Genomic DNA, 14,775 nt, shown 5'->3' with positions numbered 1-14,775 from the left:
CCTCACGCCTTGGCCAATCCGGCTTCGTCCGTCGGCTGCTGCGTGCCGCCGCGGCGCGCCTCGCGCCTGGCCTGGGCAATGGTCATCCCCAGGTTGAATACCATCACGATCGTACCGCTCAGGAAGAAGGCACCGCCGATCCAGCGGGTGACATAGGGTTGGTGCAGGAACTCGACAGACTGCACAAAGGTGTACGCAAGGTTGCCGTACTGATCGTATGCGCGCCACATCAGGCCCTGACCGATGCCGGCCACCCACATCGCCACGATGTACAACACGATGCCAATGGTGGCGAGGAAGAAGTGGATATACACCAGACGCTGGCTGTAGAGCCGCGTGTTCCAGAGCGTCGGCACCATATTGTAGAAGGAGCCGAAGGTGATCATTGCCACCCAACCCAAGGCCCCAGAGTGGACGTGCCCAATGGTCCAGTCGGTGTAATGGGACAGTGCATTGACGCTCTTGAGCGCCATCATCGGCCCTTCGAACGTGGACATACCGTAGAAAGACAGCCCCGTGATCAGAAACAGCATGATCGGATCGGTACGCAGTTTTTCCCAGGCACCCGACAGCGTCATGATGCCGTTGATCATGCCACCCCAGGAGGGCATCAGCAGGAGGATTGAGAAGGTTGCCGCCAGCGTCGAGGTCCAATCCGGCAACGCCGTCCAATGCAGGTGATGAGCGCCCACCCACATATACAGGAAGATCAAGGCCCAGAAGTGCACGATGGACAGACGATAAGAGTAAACCGGCCGCTCCGCCTGCTTGGGCACAAAGTAATACATCATGCCCAGGAATGCGGCAGTCAGCAGAAAACCTACCATGTTGTGCCCATACCACCACTGAGTCATCGCATCCTGTACCCCTGAAAACAGGGAATACGACTTGAAACAGGTGGGACAGATTGGGACGGCCAGATTGTTGAATATATGCAGCAGGCCAACGGTCAGGATGTAGGCCATGTAGAACCAGTTAGCCACGTAAATATGCGGTTGGGAGCGACGACGCAAGGTCTGCACAAAAACCCAACCGTAGACAACCCACACCACCGCAATTGCAATGTCAAAGGGCCATTCGAATTCGGCATACTCACGTGACTGCGTATAGCCGAACAAATAGGAAATAACCCCCAGGGCAATGGTGATGTTCCAGCCCCAAAAGGTGAAATTAGCCAACGCATCGCTATACAGGCGGGTTTGACAAGTTCGCTGTACCACGTAATAGGAAGTGGCGAAAAGCGCATTGGCGGCGAAACCGAATAGCACACTACTGGTATGCACGGGGCGTAGGCGCCCGAAGGTGATCTCGGCAAGGCTCAGATTCAGATGCGGAAAGGCCAATTCACCGGCAATCCACACACCCGCGCTCATCCCGACCAGCGCCCAGACCAAGGCCATTATGGAGAACTTCTTGACGATGTCGAAGTTGTACTGCTCGTATGCCGCGCCCCGCGCCACGACCACGGACGGATCAGCCCCTGCCACGCTGGTGACTGCCATCAGCCCTCCCCCTCGCAACTTTATGCAGTAGTTTTATGATTTTATGTCGTACAACTTTACTGCTCAGGACACAAAAAATCTATCTTGATTGGAACTAATGATGACGCACTGCTGTCTGAGGCTCCGTCGGAGCCTTCGTATCACCATCCAGTCATCGCCGACTGCGGCCAAGCAACTGCGAAACGGGGATATGCGTCTCTCCAGGAAACGATGCGCGGGACGAACGCACCTCCCCTGCCCAGGCATGCCCGTAAATCACTTCATAGGTGGCGGGTAAAAGACCGTCTTCCCGCCGATGCGTCTCGTATGCACGTATCATCCCCGCCAGCGCGCCACGCCCGCCAAGACCCGACGCTCGACCTGATGCAGCATTCGTCGCGCCCAACGCCTTGAGGTCTCGCAACAAACCGGGGACTGATTCATAGGTCAACGTGATGGTCTCCACGTCCACAACCGGGTCCTTAAACCCAGCCCGCAACATCGCATCGCCGATGTCATGCATATCCACGAACATCCCGACATGCTGGCGGTCATCCACCCGAGCCCAGCTGTCACGCAATTCGCGCAGGGTATCCGGCCCCAGGGTTGCAAACATCACCAGACCTTCCGGGGCAACGACCCGCGCGAGTTCACGCAAAACCGCATCCGGCGGCTGACACCATTGCAGCATCAGACTCGAACAAATCAGATCAAAGGCTGCATTCGAAAATGGCATGGCGACGGCATCCGCCGCGACCAAACTGGCACGTCGCCGCCAACGCCCCCGTCGCCCCGCCTGCCGCAGCATGCCCAATGCAAGATCCAAGGCAATCACGGTGGCCTTGGGATAGCGCACGAGCAAGTCGGCGGTCGCCAGCCCCGTCCCGGCCCCAAGATCGAGCACCCGGCACGGTGATAGCTTGACGATATCAAGACGCTCAAGCAGGCGGCGCGCCACCTCGGCCTGAAGCACCGCCGCGCCATCATAGGTACCTGCCGCACGCTCGAAATGCGCCCTGATCGCATGGCGGTCAAGTTCGAAGTGCGGTGTCTGTTCACTCATACTAAGGGTCCCGCCATCATGGCAGCCACCGCGGCAGCCACCTCATTCTTGTGGGTAATAAATGGCGCATGTCCAGCATCTTCGATACACGCCACCTGGACGCGCGGCACAAATTCGATCAACGCATCCGCCACGTCAACCGGAATCAACGGGTCAGAACCACCCAATATGACACCGGCTGGCAGCCCACACGACGCCAGCGCCTCGCGCAAATCCATATCGAGCAACACTCGCAGGCCCGTCACCAGGGCCGCTGTCGAAGGCTCGCAGTCACCCAACAGCTCGCGCAAACGACGCGTACCCTGCACCGCATCTGGCACCCCCCTGAACTGCAATGCGCCGAAGCGCTGCAGCATCCGGTCAGGCGCTGCTGCGAATTGTGTCGCAAAACGCTCCAATTCGGATCTGGACATGGCGCAAGGCCAATCTGGCCTTCGCGTAAAGCATGGGGTTGCGGCCAGCAGGATCAGGCGCGCCACCCGTGACGGTGCGTCACGGGCCACCTGGATTGCGGCCAAACCGCCTAGTGACCAGCCCAGCCAAGTCGCGCGCATCGGCGCCGCCGCCAACAACAATGACGCCAGCGACTTTGGATCGTCCGGCCATGGCTGCCGGACACTACCACCATGCCCCGGAAGGTCGATGCAGGTCACTCGGTATTTTCCGGATAACATCGCGGCCAAGGGCTCCAGCGCACCGGCATGCATACCCCAACCATGCAACATGACCAGATCCGGGCCCGAACCCAGCGTTCTGACCGCGAGGTTCAACGGGCCCGCTCCGACGAATCGGTTATGATCGCGCTCGAAGTATCCCGAGACGACCACCGACTACACCAGACTACACATGCCATACGACGTCCTGCTGATTATCGCCGGCTACTTGCTCGGCTCGCTATCCACCGCCATCCTGACCTGCCGGCTCATGGGACTCCCAGACCCGAGGGGAGTTGGCTCTGGCAATCCAGGCGCTACCAACGTGCTCCGGGCAGGCGGAAAGGGGGCGGCCATCATCACGCTTGCGGGCGACCTCTTCAAGGGCACCCTTCCCGTACTCGCAGCCCTAATGTTGCATCGCGGCGAAACGGCCGCCGGCCTTGTCGGCCTTGCAGCCTTTCTGGGTCATCTCTACCCCGTGTATTTCGGCTTCAAAGGCGGCAAAGGCGTTGCCACCGCACTGGGCGTGGTTTTCGGATTGAATCCATTGGCAGGTATCGCCGTGTCGGCAACCTGGCTGGGAATGGCGCTGGTCTCGCGAATATCGTCGCTCTCGGCACTCACCGCCTTCCTACTTGCACCGGCCTATCTCTATCTGCTGACCCACTCGGCCAGCATCAGCTTGACCATGATGCTCATGAGCGCCCTGATCTTCTGGAGGCACCGCCGCAACATCCGCAATCTGACGATAGGAGCCGAGCCACGCATCGGCCGCAAAGCGGGCGGCTGAACTAGCTGAGCGAGGCCAGCGGCCAGCGCGGCATCGACCGTATACCGAGGTCGTCGGCCTCTCCGGCAACCAGCCGCTGGAAACCTGCATACGCGATCATTGCTCCATTGTCGGTACAGTATTCTGGCCGCGGGAAATACACGCGTGCCGACAGATCTTCCGCCATCGCCGCCAACCGCTCCCGGAGGCGTCGGTTGGCGCTCACACCGCCAGCCACCACAAGTCGCTCGCGGCCAGTCTGGGCCAATGCGCGCCGACACTTGATCGCCAGCGTGTCGACCACCGCATCCTCAAAGGCCCGAGCCACGTCGGCTTGACCGGCCGGGTCACTCCCCACTCCGCTCAAGGTATTCAGGGCAAAGGTTTTAAGTCCACTAAAGCTGAAGTCGAGCCCCGGCCGATCGGTCATCGGACGCGGAAAGCGGAATCGCCCAGGATCACCGCGAAGGGCCAGCGCCGCGAGCGCCGCCCCTCCCGGATAAGGCAGGCCCAACAGCTTGGCGGTCTTGTCGAACGCCTCCCCCGCCGCATCATCAAGACTCTCACCCAGTAACACATAACGCCCGACGGCGATCACGTCGATCAACAGGGTATGCCCACCCGAGACCAGCAATGCGACAAAAGGAAATGCGGGCGCATCCGTCTCCAGCATCGGCGCCAGGAGATGCCCCTCCAAATGGTGCACGCCTATCGCCGGCACCCCCCAGCCGAGGGCAAGACTACGGCCAACGGAGGCCCCTACGTGGAGCGCGCCGATCAGCCCAGGTCCGGCGGTGTACGCCACGCCGTCGGGTCGCGCCACACCCGCCTCCGCCAAAACCTCGCGCACCAGCGGTACCAGACGCCGAATATGATCGCGCGAGGCCAACTCGGGCACGACCCCCCATAAAGCGCATGCACCCCAGCCTGCGTGTGCAAACGCTCAGCCAATATCCCGTCGACACCCGCATATAGGGCAACGCCGGTTTCGTCACAAGAGGTTTCGATACCCAATACGCGCCAGGCCATCATCTCCGAACTAGCATTTGCCATATGCAACCTATAAAATGTTGGGTTCCGCGGTCAGGGCGCGGCATTTGTGTATGCCCGAAGCCGTGCATTATCCCAGATTTCAAGGAGCTAGTGAGTTCATATGCCGAATGTCCGCGTGAAAGAGAATGAGCCCTTCGAGGTTGCACTGCGCCGGTTCAAGCGTACCTGCGAGAAGGCCGGTGTGCTGACCGAGGTTCGTCGCCGCGAGTTTTACGAAAAGCCCACCGCCGTGCGTAAACGCAAGGCAGCCGCAGCCGTTAAGCGCCAAGCCAAGCGCATCTCGCGCGAGACTGCGCGTCATACCCGCCTGTACTGATCCCGGCAAACATCGCGGACGGGTTCTGCCCATGAGCACAGGCGCCGACATCAAGTCGCGGATCGAGGAGGCGGTCAAATCCGCCCAGCGGCAAGGACATAAGGAACGCCGGGACGCGCTCAGGCTCATGCTTGCCGCAATTCAGCAAGTCGAGGTGGACACCCGCAAACCGGTGCATGATGCCGAAGTGCTCGCCATTCTGGACAAGCTAGGCAAGCAAAGACGCGAATCCATTGAGCAATTTGGCGCAGCCGGGCGCGCCGATCTCGAGGCACGCGAACGTCAGGAACTCGAAATCATCGCTGAGTTCCTGCCCCCGCCCTTGAGCGACGAGGCCATTGCCAACCTGATTGACGAGGCCATATCGCAGACCGGGGCGAGTGGTCTCAAGGACATGGGCAAGGTCATGAACGAGCTCCGACCGAAACTGCAAGGGCGCGCAGATATGTCGGCGGTCAGTGTTGGCGTCAAGGCCCGCCTGACCGGCTGACAGCGCTGCCCGCCACCGGCGTGGTGATTTCCGCGCCCAGCTCGGCAGCGACAGACGGACATTTCCCAATAGCCAACGGACTTAGGTAGCGCATATGGCCAACCCGATGCAGTTCCTTGAAATTCCGCGCCAGGACCCGGACAAAAAACCGGCTGAAGTGCGCATTCATGAATTCAAGGAAATTTACGGGCAATTCAAGGCCGAATCCGCGCAACGTCAGGCAGGTAGATGCCTGGCCTGTGGAAACCCGTACTGCGAATGGAAGTGCCCGGTCCACAACTACATTCCGAACTGGCTCAAGCTCCTAGCAGAAGGCAATCTATTTGCCGCGGCCGAAATGTCGCACAAAACCAATTCCCTACCCGAGGTCTGCGGGCGGGTATGCCCCCAGGACCGCCTGTGCGAGGGCGCCTGCACACTGAATGACGGTTTTGGTGCCGTCACCATCGGTTCGATAGAGCGCTATATCACTGACGAGGCACTCAAGGCCGGCTGGCGCCCCGATCTCTCACACGTGACCGCTACCGATAAAAAGGTAGCCATCGTTGGCGCCGGGCCAGCCGGGCTCGGTTGCGCGGACATACTGGCGCGCAACGGCGTCAAGGCCGTGGTTTATGACCGCTACCCCGAAATCGGTGGTCTACTCACCTTCGGCATCCCCTCGTTCAAACTCGAAAAGGAAGTCGTTCGCACGCGCCGCATGCTGCTTGAAGAAATGGGTGTCGAATTCCGCCTAAACACCGAGATCGGGCGCGATCACCCGCTGCAAAGCCTGCTGGACGAATACGATGCCGTATTTCTCGGCATGGGCACCTATACCTATATGAAGGGCGGCTTTCCCGGCGAAGCGCTGCACGGCGTGCATGAAGCCCTGCCTTTCCTCGTCGCCAACGCCAATCGCGAGCTGGGTTTTGAGAAGACCCCCGAAGAATTCATCGACCTCGCCGGACAACGAGTGGTTGTGCTCGGCGGCGGCGACACCGCCATGGACTGCAACCGAACGGCAATCCGCCAGGGCGCGACCAGCGTGACTTGCGCCTACCGCCGTGACGAGGACAACATGCCCGGCTCACGCCGCGAGGTCGCCAACGCCCGCGAAGAAGGCGTCGCCTTCTTGTTCAACCGCCAGCCGGTTGAGATCGTCGGCAACGGGCACGTAGAAGGCGTGAAGACCGTAACCACACGGCTGGGCGAACCCGACGAGCGGGGTAGACGCCGCCCGGTGCCGATCCCAGGCTCCGAGGAAATCATTCCCGCCGATCGCGTCATCGTCGCCTTCGGCTTCCGGCCCAGCCCCGCAGCATGGCTCGACGAACATCGCGTCGCACTGCACCCCGACGGGCGCGTTCAGACCACGGCAAACCGTCACTCCTTTCAGACGACAAACGACAAGCTCTTCGCAGGCGGCGACATGGTGCGAGGGTCCGACCTTGTGGTCACCGCCGTATTCGAAGGCCGTGAGGCAGCGCAGGGCATACTCGATTATCTGGACATATAACCGCGATCGACCTCCTAATGATCAGTACCGTGGCATGTACAGCGGATAGAGGGTTTGCTCCTCTTTCTTGATCCGGCGGGAGAGCACCGCCCCTATCTGGCCAAGATCCTCCAAAAACGAAGCTGCGATCTTGGGGTCATCCACCATCGTTTCATACCGATCAAGGAACTTGAGCACCACGCGCCCGATGGCGTCCATTTCCTGACGAAAGCCGCGAATCAGTTCGGCATTCGTCTGATCGTGGGCAAACTGCTGCCCAAGATAAAGGTAAAAGCGCACGTTCTCGGTGAGCAGATGATCCTGCAGGAGGTATCTAAAATCGTTGAGCCGAGCCACAGTACCTGCCAGATCACCCCGCGCAAAGTGCGTTTCGATTGCGCGGTAGATCACCAGTAGCTCCTGATGGTCAGACTTCAAACGGCCTACGAGTTCAGGGTTGTAGCGGATGCCGGCACTTGCTTCATCTTCAGGCTCAACCGGTTGCTCTCGTTTTTTCTTCTTAAAAAAACCAAACAAATTGGTGCCTCCTTATGGGAAACCTTTTGGCCAGACATACGCGATAGACGTGCGTGATGCGGTTGGATCAAGCTTGAGCAACCGCTAGAATTGCCCGACCTTTTGACCGTCTTTTTTAATGGTGTATCTGAATATATGCAAATACTTAAAAATGATCGGCTGATACGCGCACTGCTTCGACAGCCCGTCGACACGACGCCGATCTGGATCATGCGCCAAGCAGGACGATATCTACCAGAATATCGCGCCACACGCGAACGCGCCGGGGATTTTATGACTTTGTGCCGCACCCCCGAGCTCGCCTGCGAAGTCACGCTGCAACCGCTGGCCAGATTCCCGCTCGATGCCGCGATCCTGTTTTCGGACATCCTGACCGTACCTGACGCCATGGGACTCGACTTGTATTTTGTCGAAGGTGAGGGCCCTCGATTCAGACGAACGCTGCGTAGCGCCGCCGACATTGATGCGCTCGCGTGCCCAGATCCAGAGCATGAACTGCGTTATGTCATGGACGCGGTCCGCCTAATCCGTCGTGAACTGAACGGCAGCGTCCCGCTGATCGGCTTTTCGGGGAGCCCCTGGACACTGGCCACCTACATGGTTGAGGGCGGCGCCAGCCGCGAGTTCGCCCATATCAAGGGCCTACTCTATGACCAGCCCACCGTATTGCACCGACTGCTGACCCGGCTTGCCGACACCGTCACCGACTACCTCAATGCGCAGATCCGAGCCGGCGCACAGGCGGTCATGATCTTCGATACCTGGGGCGGCATCCTGACACCCACGGCTTATCGGGCCTTCTCACTCGATTACATGCATCGCATTGTCGATGGTCTCACGCGGGAAAACGAAGGGCGGCACGTACCGGTGACCCTGTTCACCAAAGGTGGCGGACAGTGGCTGGAAGCCATGGCCGACACCGGCTGCGATGCCTTGGGTTTGGACTGGACCGTCGATATCGCCGACGCGCGTCGCCGCGTCGGCGATCGTGTTGCCCTGCAAGGCAACATGGATCCAGCCGTACTCTATGCCAACCCCACACGTATCAGAGAAGAGGCCGCAAGCATCATCGGCGCCTATGGCAGCGGCAACGGACACGTCTTCAATCTGGGGCACGGCATTCATCCGCAAATCGACCCCGATCATGTCGCTACGCTGGTCGACGCCGTGCATCACGCCGGCAAACCCACCGCCAACCCAAACTAGGCCGATACAGCGCCAACCGCCAACAGACGCCTGAGCTCTGCCATATCCGCACGACGCATCGGGCGTCCGTCTACCGGGCTTGAGGGCGGGCGACGGATCCCATCCGAGGGAAAGACCACAACCTCGATTTCCTCATCGCCCAGCCGGAGCAAAAAACTTGGACGAACACTTGTGCCGCGGCCCTCGCGTAGCACCCGCTCAGTTTCACGATAGCTGATTCGCCGCTCCATCAGGGCGAAGATCACCTCTTCCACCGTCTCCGCAAAGACGTGTACCACTGCACGCGACCCCAGCCCGACCGTGCCGTTGAGGGCAGCCCCTACCAGGCGCGGCTCAAAACGATCAAGCAGCTGCATCGCACTTAGCGCGCATTCGCGCAGGTCACGCAGGGCGGCTCTATCTTCATCGTCGAAAAACAACCGCTGATGATCCTGCATGGCCATCTCGATTTCCCGATTGCTCGGCAAATGCCGCCGGCCAGCTACCCGTAAACGTTGCGCTGCTTTGTGCTTAGCCGCGGCATAGTCATGCACGCCCTCCTCCAGCATGATCCGTGCGCATTCCTGAGCCATGAGTATTCTTTGGCGCTCGATGTTGGCAGACATTCCCCACCCCCTCACTCCGTTAGACAATCAGGACATTGGGTTCACACTCGTGATGCTAAAGATCGCTCAATCTGTCCGCTCAGGCCTCCTTCTCGATTATCCGCTGCACAATTTCACCGGTATCAATAGAGTTGCTGGGTCAAGCCGCGGCTACCCTGGGGTGTCGCCTCGGAGCCTGAAACCGCTGCCGACGTATCGGGTTTCGGCAGATGCCCTTCACGGAATGTCTCAAAGATCGCATCAGCCTCTCCCGGATTGGCCAGCAAGCCGGTCTTAGGATCTATTTTAACCGTCACGATACCCTGAGGCTGCGGCATAGTCGCTTCGGGCAAACCCTTGAGCGCGGCGCCCATGAAATCCATCCACATGGGCAATGCGGCGCGTGCACCAGTCTCCGCATGCCCCAATGGCTGATTGTCGTCGAACCCCACCCAGGCGGTGGTTACCAGATCTGAATTGAAGCCACTGAACCAGGCGTCCACTTGGTCGTTCGTCGTGCCGGTTTTACCCGCCAGATCGGTGCGCTGCAGACGCAGGGCAGCGCGACCGGTTCCCATCCGAATGACATCCTTCATCATGCTGGTCATTTGATAAGCGTTACCGGCACCAATCACCCGAACCGCCGGCCTGATCGCAGGTGCCGTCTCCGTCGTATCGAGGCTCAGGGGGCGGGCGGATGCCAGCGGTGTCGCGACAGCCGGCCCCGTAGTGTTCTCAGGCAGCACTTGCGAAGGCACACTTGGAGTTGCCGTTGCCTGCGCGGCCGGACAATTGGGCTCACAAACCGTAGCCGGATGAGCCTGATACAAAACGCTGCCATCCCCACCAACGATACGGTCTATGTAGAACGGCGCGACCCGATAACCGCCATTCGCAAATACCGCGTAACCCGTTGCCATCTCCAAGGGCGTCACGCTGGCGCTGCCCAATGCCAACGTGAGGTTGTGTGGCAAGCGCGCAGGATCGAAACCAAACCGCGCGGCATATTTGAGCGCGTAGTCGATGCCGATCGCTTGCAGCACCCGTATCGAAACAAGATTCAGGGAGTGCACCAGCCCCAACCTCAAGCGGGTAGGGCCATTGAAATTGCGCTCGTAGTTCTCTGGTCGCCACACGCCTTCCAACGCAGAATCCCTGACCACGACAGGGGCGTCGTTCACCAAGGTGGCTGGCGTATAGCCATCATGCAATGCCGCGGAGTAAACAAATGGCTTGAAACTCGAACCCGGCTGCCGGAGCGCCTGTGTAACCCGATTGAACTTGCTGGCGTAATAATCGAAGCCACCGACCAGTGCAACGATCGCCCCATTGTGCGGATTGAGCGCAACCAGAGCGCCCGACACCTTGGGCACCTGAGAAAGCGACCAATGCCCACGCACGTCACGCACGCGAATCACGTCACCAGGCTTGAGCAGCGCATCCGCGCTGGTCGGGGCCGGCCCGACGCGGTTGACACTTATGTACCGCCCCGCCCATGCCATGTCATCCACCCCCAGCGCGACCACCTGCCCACCCGCCAGGTAAACCTCCGCCATCTTGGCATCGGATGCGGCCACCAGGCCGGCCTGTAACCCACCCACCGGGCCATAATGGCTCAGTAATTGGTCCCACATAGGAATAACCGCGCCCTCGGCAGACCCACCTGCAGCGGGCATGTGCGTCAGACCCGCGCGCCACTGCTTCAAGAGGTCGCCACTCAAGCGGGTTTTGACCTCCGGGCCTCGGTAGCCATGACGCTCTGTATATGCAATCAGATCCTCGTGCAGGGCGCTAGTCGCGTCCGCCTGGTCCTGCGCCTTGATAGTGGTATAGACCTTGAAGCCATCGGTATAGGCGCGGTCTCCGTAACGGCTGTACATGTCCTGACGCACCATCTCCGCCAGATAGGGCGCATGCGCCTCGATATCCGTGCCATGCAAACTCGCCGTGATCGGGGCTTGCATGGCCTGCTCGAACTGGGTTGCGGTGATGAACCCAAGATCGTGCATCCGGGTCAACACGTAACCCCGACGCTCCAATGCTCGGCTGGGATCTGCAAGCGGATTGTAGGCCGAGGGAGCCTTGGGCAATCCAGCGATCATCGCCATCTGCGCCACAGTGAGCTTTTGGACATTTTCACCGTAGTAGACGTGCGCGGCGGCCCCAACTCCGTAAGCGCGATTACCAAGATAGATTTTGTTCAGGTACAACTCGAGGATCTGGTCTTTGCTCAAGGCCTTTTCGATCTTGAGTGCCAAGAACAGTTCGCGAATCTTGCGCGAGTAGGTCTTGCGATCGGACAGGAAGAAGTTGCGCGCCAGCTGCATCGTGATGGTACTGCCGCCTTGGCGCTTCTGACCGGTCTTGATCAGCTCGAATGCCGCGCGCAACAGCCCTCGGATACTGATGCCTGGATGCTCGTAAAAGTTGGCATCCTCGGCCGCAAGGAAGGCGTGGACCAGTGTCGGCGGTATCTGATCGAAACGCAGGGGATCGCGGCGCTTCTCCCCATATTCAGCCACGAGCCGGCCATCTACGCTATATACCTTCAGCGGCACTTGGTACTGAACGTCGCGCAGCGCCGCGACATCGGGCAGATTCGGCGCGAAGTAAAGATAGGCGAAGGCGACCGCCAGTACCCCGATGGTCGCGCCGCTTGCGGCCAATACCAACAGCCAGCGCAGAATCCTGCCGATGAGTCTCATGGCTCTCATGTATCCTATCTACGGTGGTCAGTGCGATAGGGCATGCATACTATCAGACAGCAAATGCCGCCAGACAAGACACTTTGCATGTTTACCAATAACTTTTATAGACTTATACTCAATACCTCACGAGAACTATACATAAGAAGCATAACCGACGGCAAAAAAGGGGAACCACGTGTCGCTCCTTAAACCCAAGAAACAGCCATTGCTGGGGATAGACATCAGTTCGACAGCTGTGAAGCTCGTTGAACTGAGTCGGCATGGTACCGACTACCGCGTCGAGTCATACGCGGTGGAACCTTTGCCGATGAACGCCGTGACCGAAAAAAACGTGGCGGACGTCGACGCCGTCGGAGATGCCTTGCGACGCGCCGTCAAGAAGGCCGGCACCAGCAACAAGTTCTGCGCCCTCGCCGTCCCCTCCTCTGCCGTCATCAGCAAGACAATCACGCTTCCTGCTACGCTCAAGGATTCCGAGCTTGAAGGTCAGATCGAAATCGAGGCCGACCAGTACATCCCCTACTCCCTGGAAGAGATTAATCTGGATTTCGAGGTCCTCGGCCCGTCCCCCGGCAACCCCGATATGCTGGAGGTTCTCCTCGTCGCCTCGCGCAGCGAAAATGTCGATGTGCGCGTCGGAGCGGCCGACCTGGCCGGCCTAAAACCCAAAATCCTCGACGTCGAATCTTACGCGACGGAGCATGCCGTCGCGCAGACCAGTGGACAAGAATCTCAGAACGAATCCGCAAAGATCGTCGCCGTCATCGATGTCGGCGCCACCATGACCAGCATCTCGGTTCTCGAAGACGGCGTCATTACGTATACGCGGGAACAGCCTTTCGGGGGCAAGATGCTGACCGAAGACATCATGCGTCGATATGGCCTGTCGTACGAGGAAGCCGGCCTGGCAAAGAAAGAGGGTGGCTTGCCCGACAATTATGTGGCCGAGATCCTCGAACCCTTCAAGGACAACATGGCGCAGCAGGTTCACCGATTCCTTCAATTCTACTATGCCGCCAGCGAGCACCAATCGGTCGATCACATTCTCTTGGCTGGCGGCTGCGCTTCCATCGCCGGAATCGATGAAATCATCGAGTCCAAGCTCGGCACCCCCACCACCATCGCCAACCCGTTCAGCCGAATGTCGATCGCCTCGGGCGTGAATGCACAGCGCCTGGGCAGCGACGCACCGGCACTTATGATCGCGTGTGGACTGGCCCTGAGGAGCTTCGACTAACCATGGCCCGCATCAACTTACTCCCCTGGCGCGCCGAGCTACGCAAGCAGAAACAGCAAGAATTTCTGGCGCTTGCCGTGTTCACCGTCATCGTTTCGGCCTTCGTGATCTTTCTGATCCACAGCTACGTGGAAGGGCGGATCAACTACCAGAATGCTCGCAATCAGTATTTGCGCAACGAAATCACCCTGCTCGACCACAAAATCGCCAAAATCAAGACCCTTGACGCGACCAAGAAAGCCTTGCTCAACCGCATGAAGATCGTCGAGCAGCTTCAAGCCAGCCGACCAGGGGTCGTCCATCTCTTCGACCAGCTCGTCACGACCGAGCCCCCCGGACTCTACCTGATCAATTTCGTGCAGAACGGCGACAGCATAGCGCTCGCCGGGCGAGCCGATTCCAACGCCCGCGTTTCGGCCTACATGCGGTCGCTGGATGCCTCACCCTGGTTCGAAAACGCTAGGCTAGACCTCATCGTCACCAAGAACACGGAAATCGGGAAGGTCAGCGACTTCAACCTGACCGTGCAGCAAACCATGCCTGCGACCAAGGGCGCCGCTGACAACAAGGGGCAATAATCATGAACCTCAGCAGCCTGCGCGATCTCGATTTCAACGAACTGCGCCAGATCGATCTTAACAATATTGGCAGCGCGCCCACATGGGTCCGGAACCTGCTGCTGACTGTGCTGTTCGTGGCAATACTGGCGGCCGGCTATTACTTCGATACCAGCGATCAGCGCGTGGCGCTTCACCGCGCTCAGGCGCAGGAAACCACACTGCGCAACGACCTCGTGTTCAAAGCACGGCGAGCGGCCAATCTGAAGATATATGAACACCAACTGGCCGAAATGAAACGTTCATTCGGCAAGATGCTTCAACAATTACCCAACAAAACGGAGATACCCGGTCTGCTGGTCGACATTTCACAGACGGCCTTGTCCAGCGGGCTCGAAATCGACCTGTTTCGCCCTGAACCCGAACAGAAAAAGGGCTTCTACGCGATCAAACCGATACAGATCCAAGCCAAAGGTACCTACCCGGAGTTTGCGCATTTCGTGAGTGAAATCGCCGCTCTCCCCCGCATCGTGACCCTGGGCAACATCAACATGCACCCGGTCAAGAAGGGCTCCCCTATTCTTACGATGAGCGTAGTAGCCCGTACTTACCGCTATCTGCCCGACAACGGGGATCAGTGA

Annotated in this window: 14 protein-coding genes and 1 pseudogene; 8 read left to right on the top strand and 7 right to left on the bottom strand. The window is 59.3% G+C overall.

Annotated features, from left to right (window positions below):
• Nucleotides 1-2: 2 nt before the first annotated feature.
• The 3 genes from ccoN to BI364_RS01005 form a co-directional block, all read right to left on the bottom strand.
• A complete protein-coding gene (ccoN, locus tag BI364_RS01015; protein ID WP_407639365.1) occupies nucleotides 3-1,505 on the bottom strand; it encodes a cytochrome-c oxidase, cbb3-type subunit I in 1,503 nt (500 codons plus the stop codon).
• Between the two features lie 148 nt (nucleotides 1,506-1,653).
• Nucleotides 1,654-2,544 carry a malonyl-ACP O-methyltransferase BioC gene (bioC, locus tag BI364_RS01010; RefSeq protein WP_070077170.1) on the bottom strand — a complete coding sequence of 297 codons (891 nt, stop codon included), beginning with the start codon at nucleotides 2,542-2,544 and terminating at the stop codon, nucleotides 1,654-1,656.
• The gene (locus tag BI364_RS01005; RefSeq protein WP_156782581.1) at nucleotides 2,541-3,314 is read right to left on the bottom strand and encodes an alpha/beta fold hydrolase; all 774 of its coding nucleotides are present in this window, start codon (nucleotides 3,312-3,314) and stop codon (nucleotides 2,541-2,543) included. Before BI364_RS01005 ends, bioC begins: the two co-directional genes overlap by 4 nt.
• 76 nt (nucleotides 3,315-3,390) lie before the next feature.
• On the opposite strand from BI364_RS01005, the gene plsY reads away from it, so the two are divergent.
• Nucleotides 3,391-3,990, top strand: coding sequence for a glycerol-3-phosphate 1-O-acyltransferase PlsY (gene plsY / locus BI364_RS01000; protein ID WP_070077169.1), 600 nt, complete (start codon nucleotides 3,391-3,393; stop codon nucleotides 3,988-3,990).
• A 1-nt stretch (nucleotide 3,991) separates the two neighbouring features.
• Here plsY and tsaD read toward each other — a convergent pair.
• Nucleotides 3,992-4,998, bottom strand: a pseudogene (gene tsaD / locus BI364_RS00995) (tRNA (adenosine(37)-N6)-threonylcarbamoyltransferase complex transferase subunit TsaD).
• 124 nt (nucleotides 4,999-5,122) lie between these two features.
• Between tsaD and rpsU the strand changes: the two are divergent.
• From rpsU to BI364_RS00980, 3 genes are all read left to right on the top strand, one after another.
• On the top strand, nucleotides 5,123-5,338 hold the full coding sequence (gene rpsU / locus BI364_RS00990) for a 30S ribosomal protein S21 (RefSeq protein ID WP_038090046.1): 216 nt from the start codon (nucleotides 5,123-5,125) through the stop codon (nucleotides 5,336-5,338).
• A gap of 31 nt (nucleotides 5,339-5,369) precedes the next feature.
• Nucleotides 5,370-5,828 carry a GatB/YqeY domain-containing protein gene (locus BI364_RS00985; RefSeq protein ID WP_070077168.1) on the top strand — a complete coding sequence of 153 codons (459 nt, stop codon included), beginning with the start codon at nucleotides 5,370-5,372 and terminating at the stop codon, nucleotides 5,826-5,828.
• A gap of 94 nt (nucleotides 5,829-5,922) precedes the next feature.
• Nucleotides 5,923-7,326, top strand: a complete 1,404-nt coding sequence (locus BI364_RS00980; protein ID WP_070077167.1) for an FAD-dependent oxidoreductase — start codon at nucleotides 5,923-5,925, stop codon at nucleotides 7,324-7,326.
• Between the two features lie 21 nt (nucleotides 7,327-7,347).
• On the opposite strand, the gene BI364_RS00975 is transcribed toward BI364_RS00980, so the two are convergent.
• A complete protein-coding gene (locus tag BI364_RS00975; protein ID WP_070077166.1) occupies nucleotides 7,348-7,842 on the bottom strand; it encodes a hemerythrin domain-containing protein in 495 nt (164 codons plus the stop codon).
• Nucleotides 7,843-7,977: 135 nt separating this feature from the next.
• On the opposite strand from BI364_RS00975, the gene hemE reads away from it, so the two are divergent.
• Nucleotides 7,978-9,048 carry a uroporphyrinogen decarboxylase gene (hemE, locus tag BI364_RS00970; RefSeq protein WP_070077165.1) on the top strand — a complete coding sequence of 357 codons (1,071 nt, stop codon included), beginning with the start codon at nucleotides 7,978-7,980 and terminating at the stop codon, nucleotides 9,046-9,048.
• On the opposite strand, the gene BI364_RS00965 is transcribed toward hemE, so the two are convergent.
• Together BI364_RS00965 and BI364_RS00960 are read right to left on the bottom strand one after the other, a co-directional pair.
• The gene (locus tag BI364_RS00965; protein WP_070077164.1) at nucleotides 9,045-9,653 is read right to left on the bottom strand and encodes a hypothetical protein; all 609 of its coding nucleotides are present in this window, start codon (nucleotides 9,651-9,653) and stop codon (nucleotides 9,045-9,047) included. The two genes, hemE and BI364_RS00965, sit on opposite strands and share 4 nt — an antisense overlap.
• Before the next feature lie 122 nt (nucleotides 9,654-9,775).
• A complete protein-coding gene (locus BI364_RS00960) occupies nucleotides 9,776-12,337 on the bottom strand; it encodes a penicillin-binding protein 1A (RefSeq protein ID WP_070077163.1) in 2,562 nt (853 codons plus the stop codon).
• Between the two features lie 178 nt (nucleotides 12,338-12,515).
• On the opposite strand from BI364_RS00960, the gene BI364_RS00955 reads away from it, so the two are divergent.
• From BI364_RS00955 to BI364_RS00945, 3 genes are read left to right on the top strand one after another with little or no spacing between them, the layout of a single operon-like run.
• The gene (locus tag BI364_RS00955) at nucleotides 12,516-13,577 is read left to right on the top strand and encodes a pilus assembly protein PilM (RefSeq protein ID WP_070077162.1); all 1,062 of its coding nucleotides are present in this window, start codon (nucleotides 12,516-12,518) and stop codon (nucleotides 13,575-13,577) included.
• Between the two features lie 2 nt (nucleotides 13,578-13,579).
• Nucleotides 13,580-14,155 (top strand): PilN domain-containing protein, encoded by a 576-nt coding sequence (locus tag BI364_RS00950; protein ID WP_070077161.1) that lies wholly within the window; start codon nucleotides 13,580-13,582, stop codon nucleotides 14,153-14,155.
• Between the two features lie 2 nt (nucleotides 14,156-14,157).
• Nucleotides 14,158-14,775 carry a type IV pilus inner membrane component PilO gene (locus tag BI364_RS00945; protein ID WP_070077160.1) on the top strand — a complete coding sequence of 206 codons (618 nt, stop codon included), beginning with the start codon at nucleotides 14,158-14,160 and terminating at the stop codon, nucleotides 14,773-14,775.

The organism is Acidihalobacter yilgarnensis (assembly GCF_001753245.1).
GTDB classification, from domain to species: Bacteria; Pseudomonadota; Gammaproteobacteria; order DSM-5130; family Acidihalobacteraceae; genus Acidihalobacter; species Acidihalobacter yilgarnensis.
Note: the sequence above shows the minus strand (reverse complement) of the source record. Positions and strands in the feature narration are given on the sequence as shown.

Bases quoted from the DNA above. Each gene is read 5' to 3' on its own strand.
- BI364_RS00945 (WP_070077160.1), top strand. From the start codon at position 14,158: ATGAACCTCAGCAGCCTGCGCGATCTCGATTTCAACGAACTGCGCCAG.
- BI364_RS00980 (WP_070077167.1), top strand. From the start codon at position 5,923: ATGGCCAACCCGATGCAGTTCCTTGAAATTCCGCGCCAGGACCCGGAC.
- rpsU (WP_038090046.1), top strand. From the start codon at position 5,123: ATGCCGAATGTCCGCGTGAAAGAGAATGAGCCCTTCGAGGTTGCACTG.
- BI364_RS00950 (WP_070077161.1), top strand. From the start codon at position 13,580: ATGGCCCGCATCAACTTACTCCCCTGGCGCGCCGAGCTACGCAAGCAG.
- BI364_RS00965 (WP_070077164.1), bottom strand. From the start codon at position 9,653: ATGTCTGCCAACATCGAGCGCCAAAGAATACTCATGGCTCAGGAATGC.
- BI364_RS00960 (WP_070077163.1), bottom strand. From the start codon at position 12,337: ATGAGACTCATCGGCAGGATTCTGCGCTGGCTGTTGGTATTGGCCGCA.
- BI364_RS00985 (WP_070077168.1), top strand. From the start codon at position 5,370: ATGAGCACAGGCGCCGACATCAAGTCGCGGATCGAGGAGGCGGTCAAA.
- bioC (WP_070077170.1), bottom strand. From the start codon at position 2,544: ATGAGTGAACAGACACCGCACTTCGAACTTGACCGCCATGCGATCAGG.
- hemE (WP_070077165.1), top strand. From the start codon at position 7,978: ATGCAAATACTTAAAAATGATCGGCTGATACGCGCACTGCTTCGACAG.
- plsY (WP_070077169.1), top strand. From the start codon at position 3,391: ATGCCATACGACGTCCTGCTGATTATCGCCGGCTACTTGCTCGGCTCG.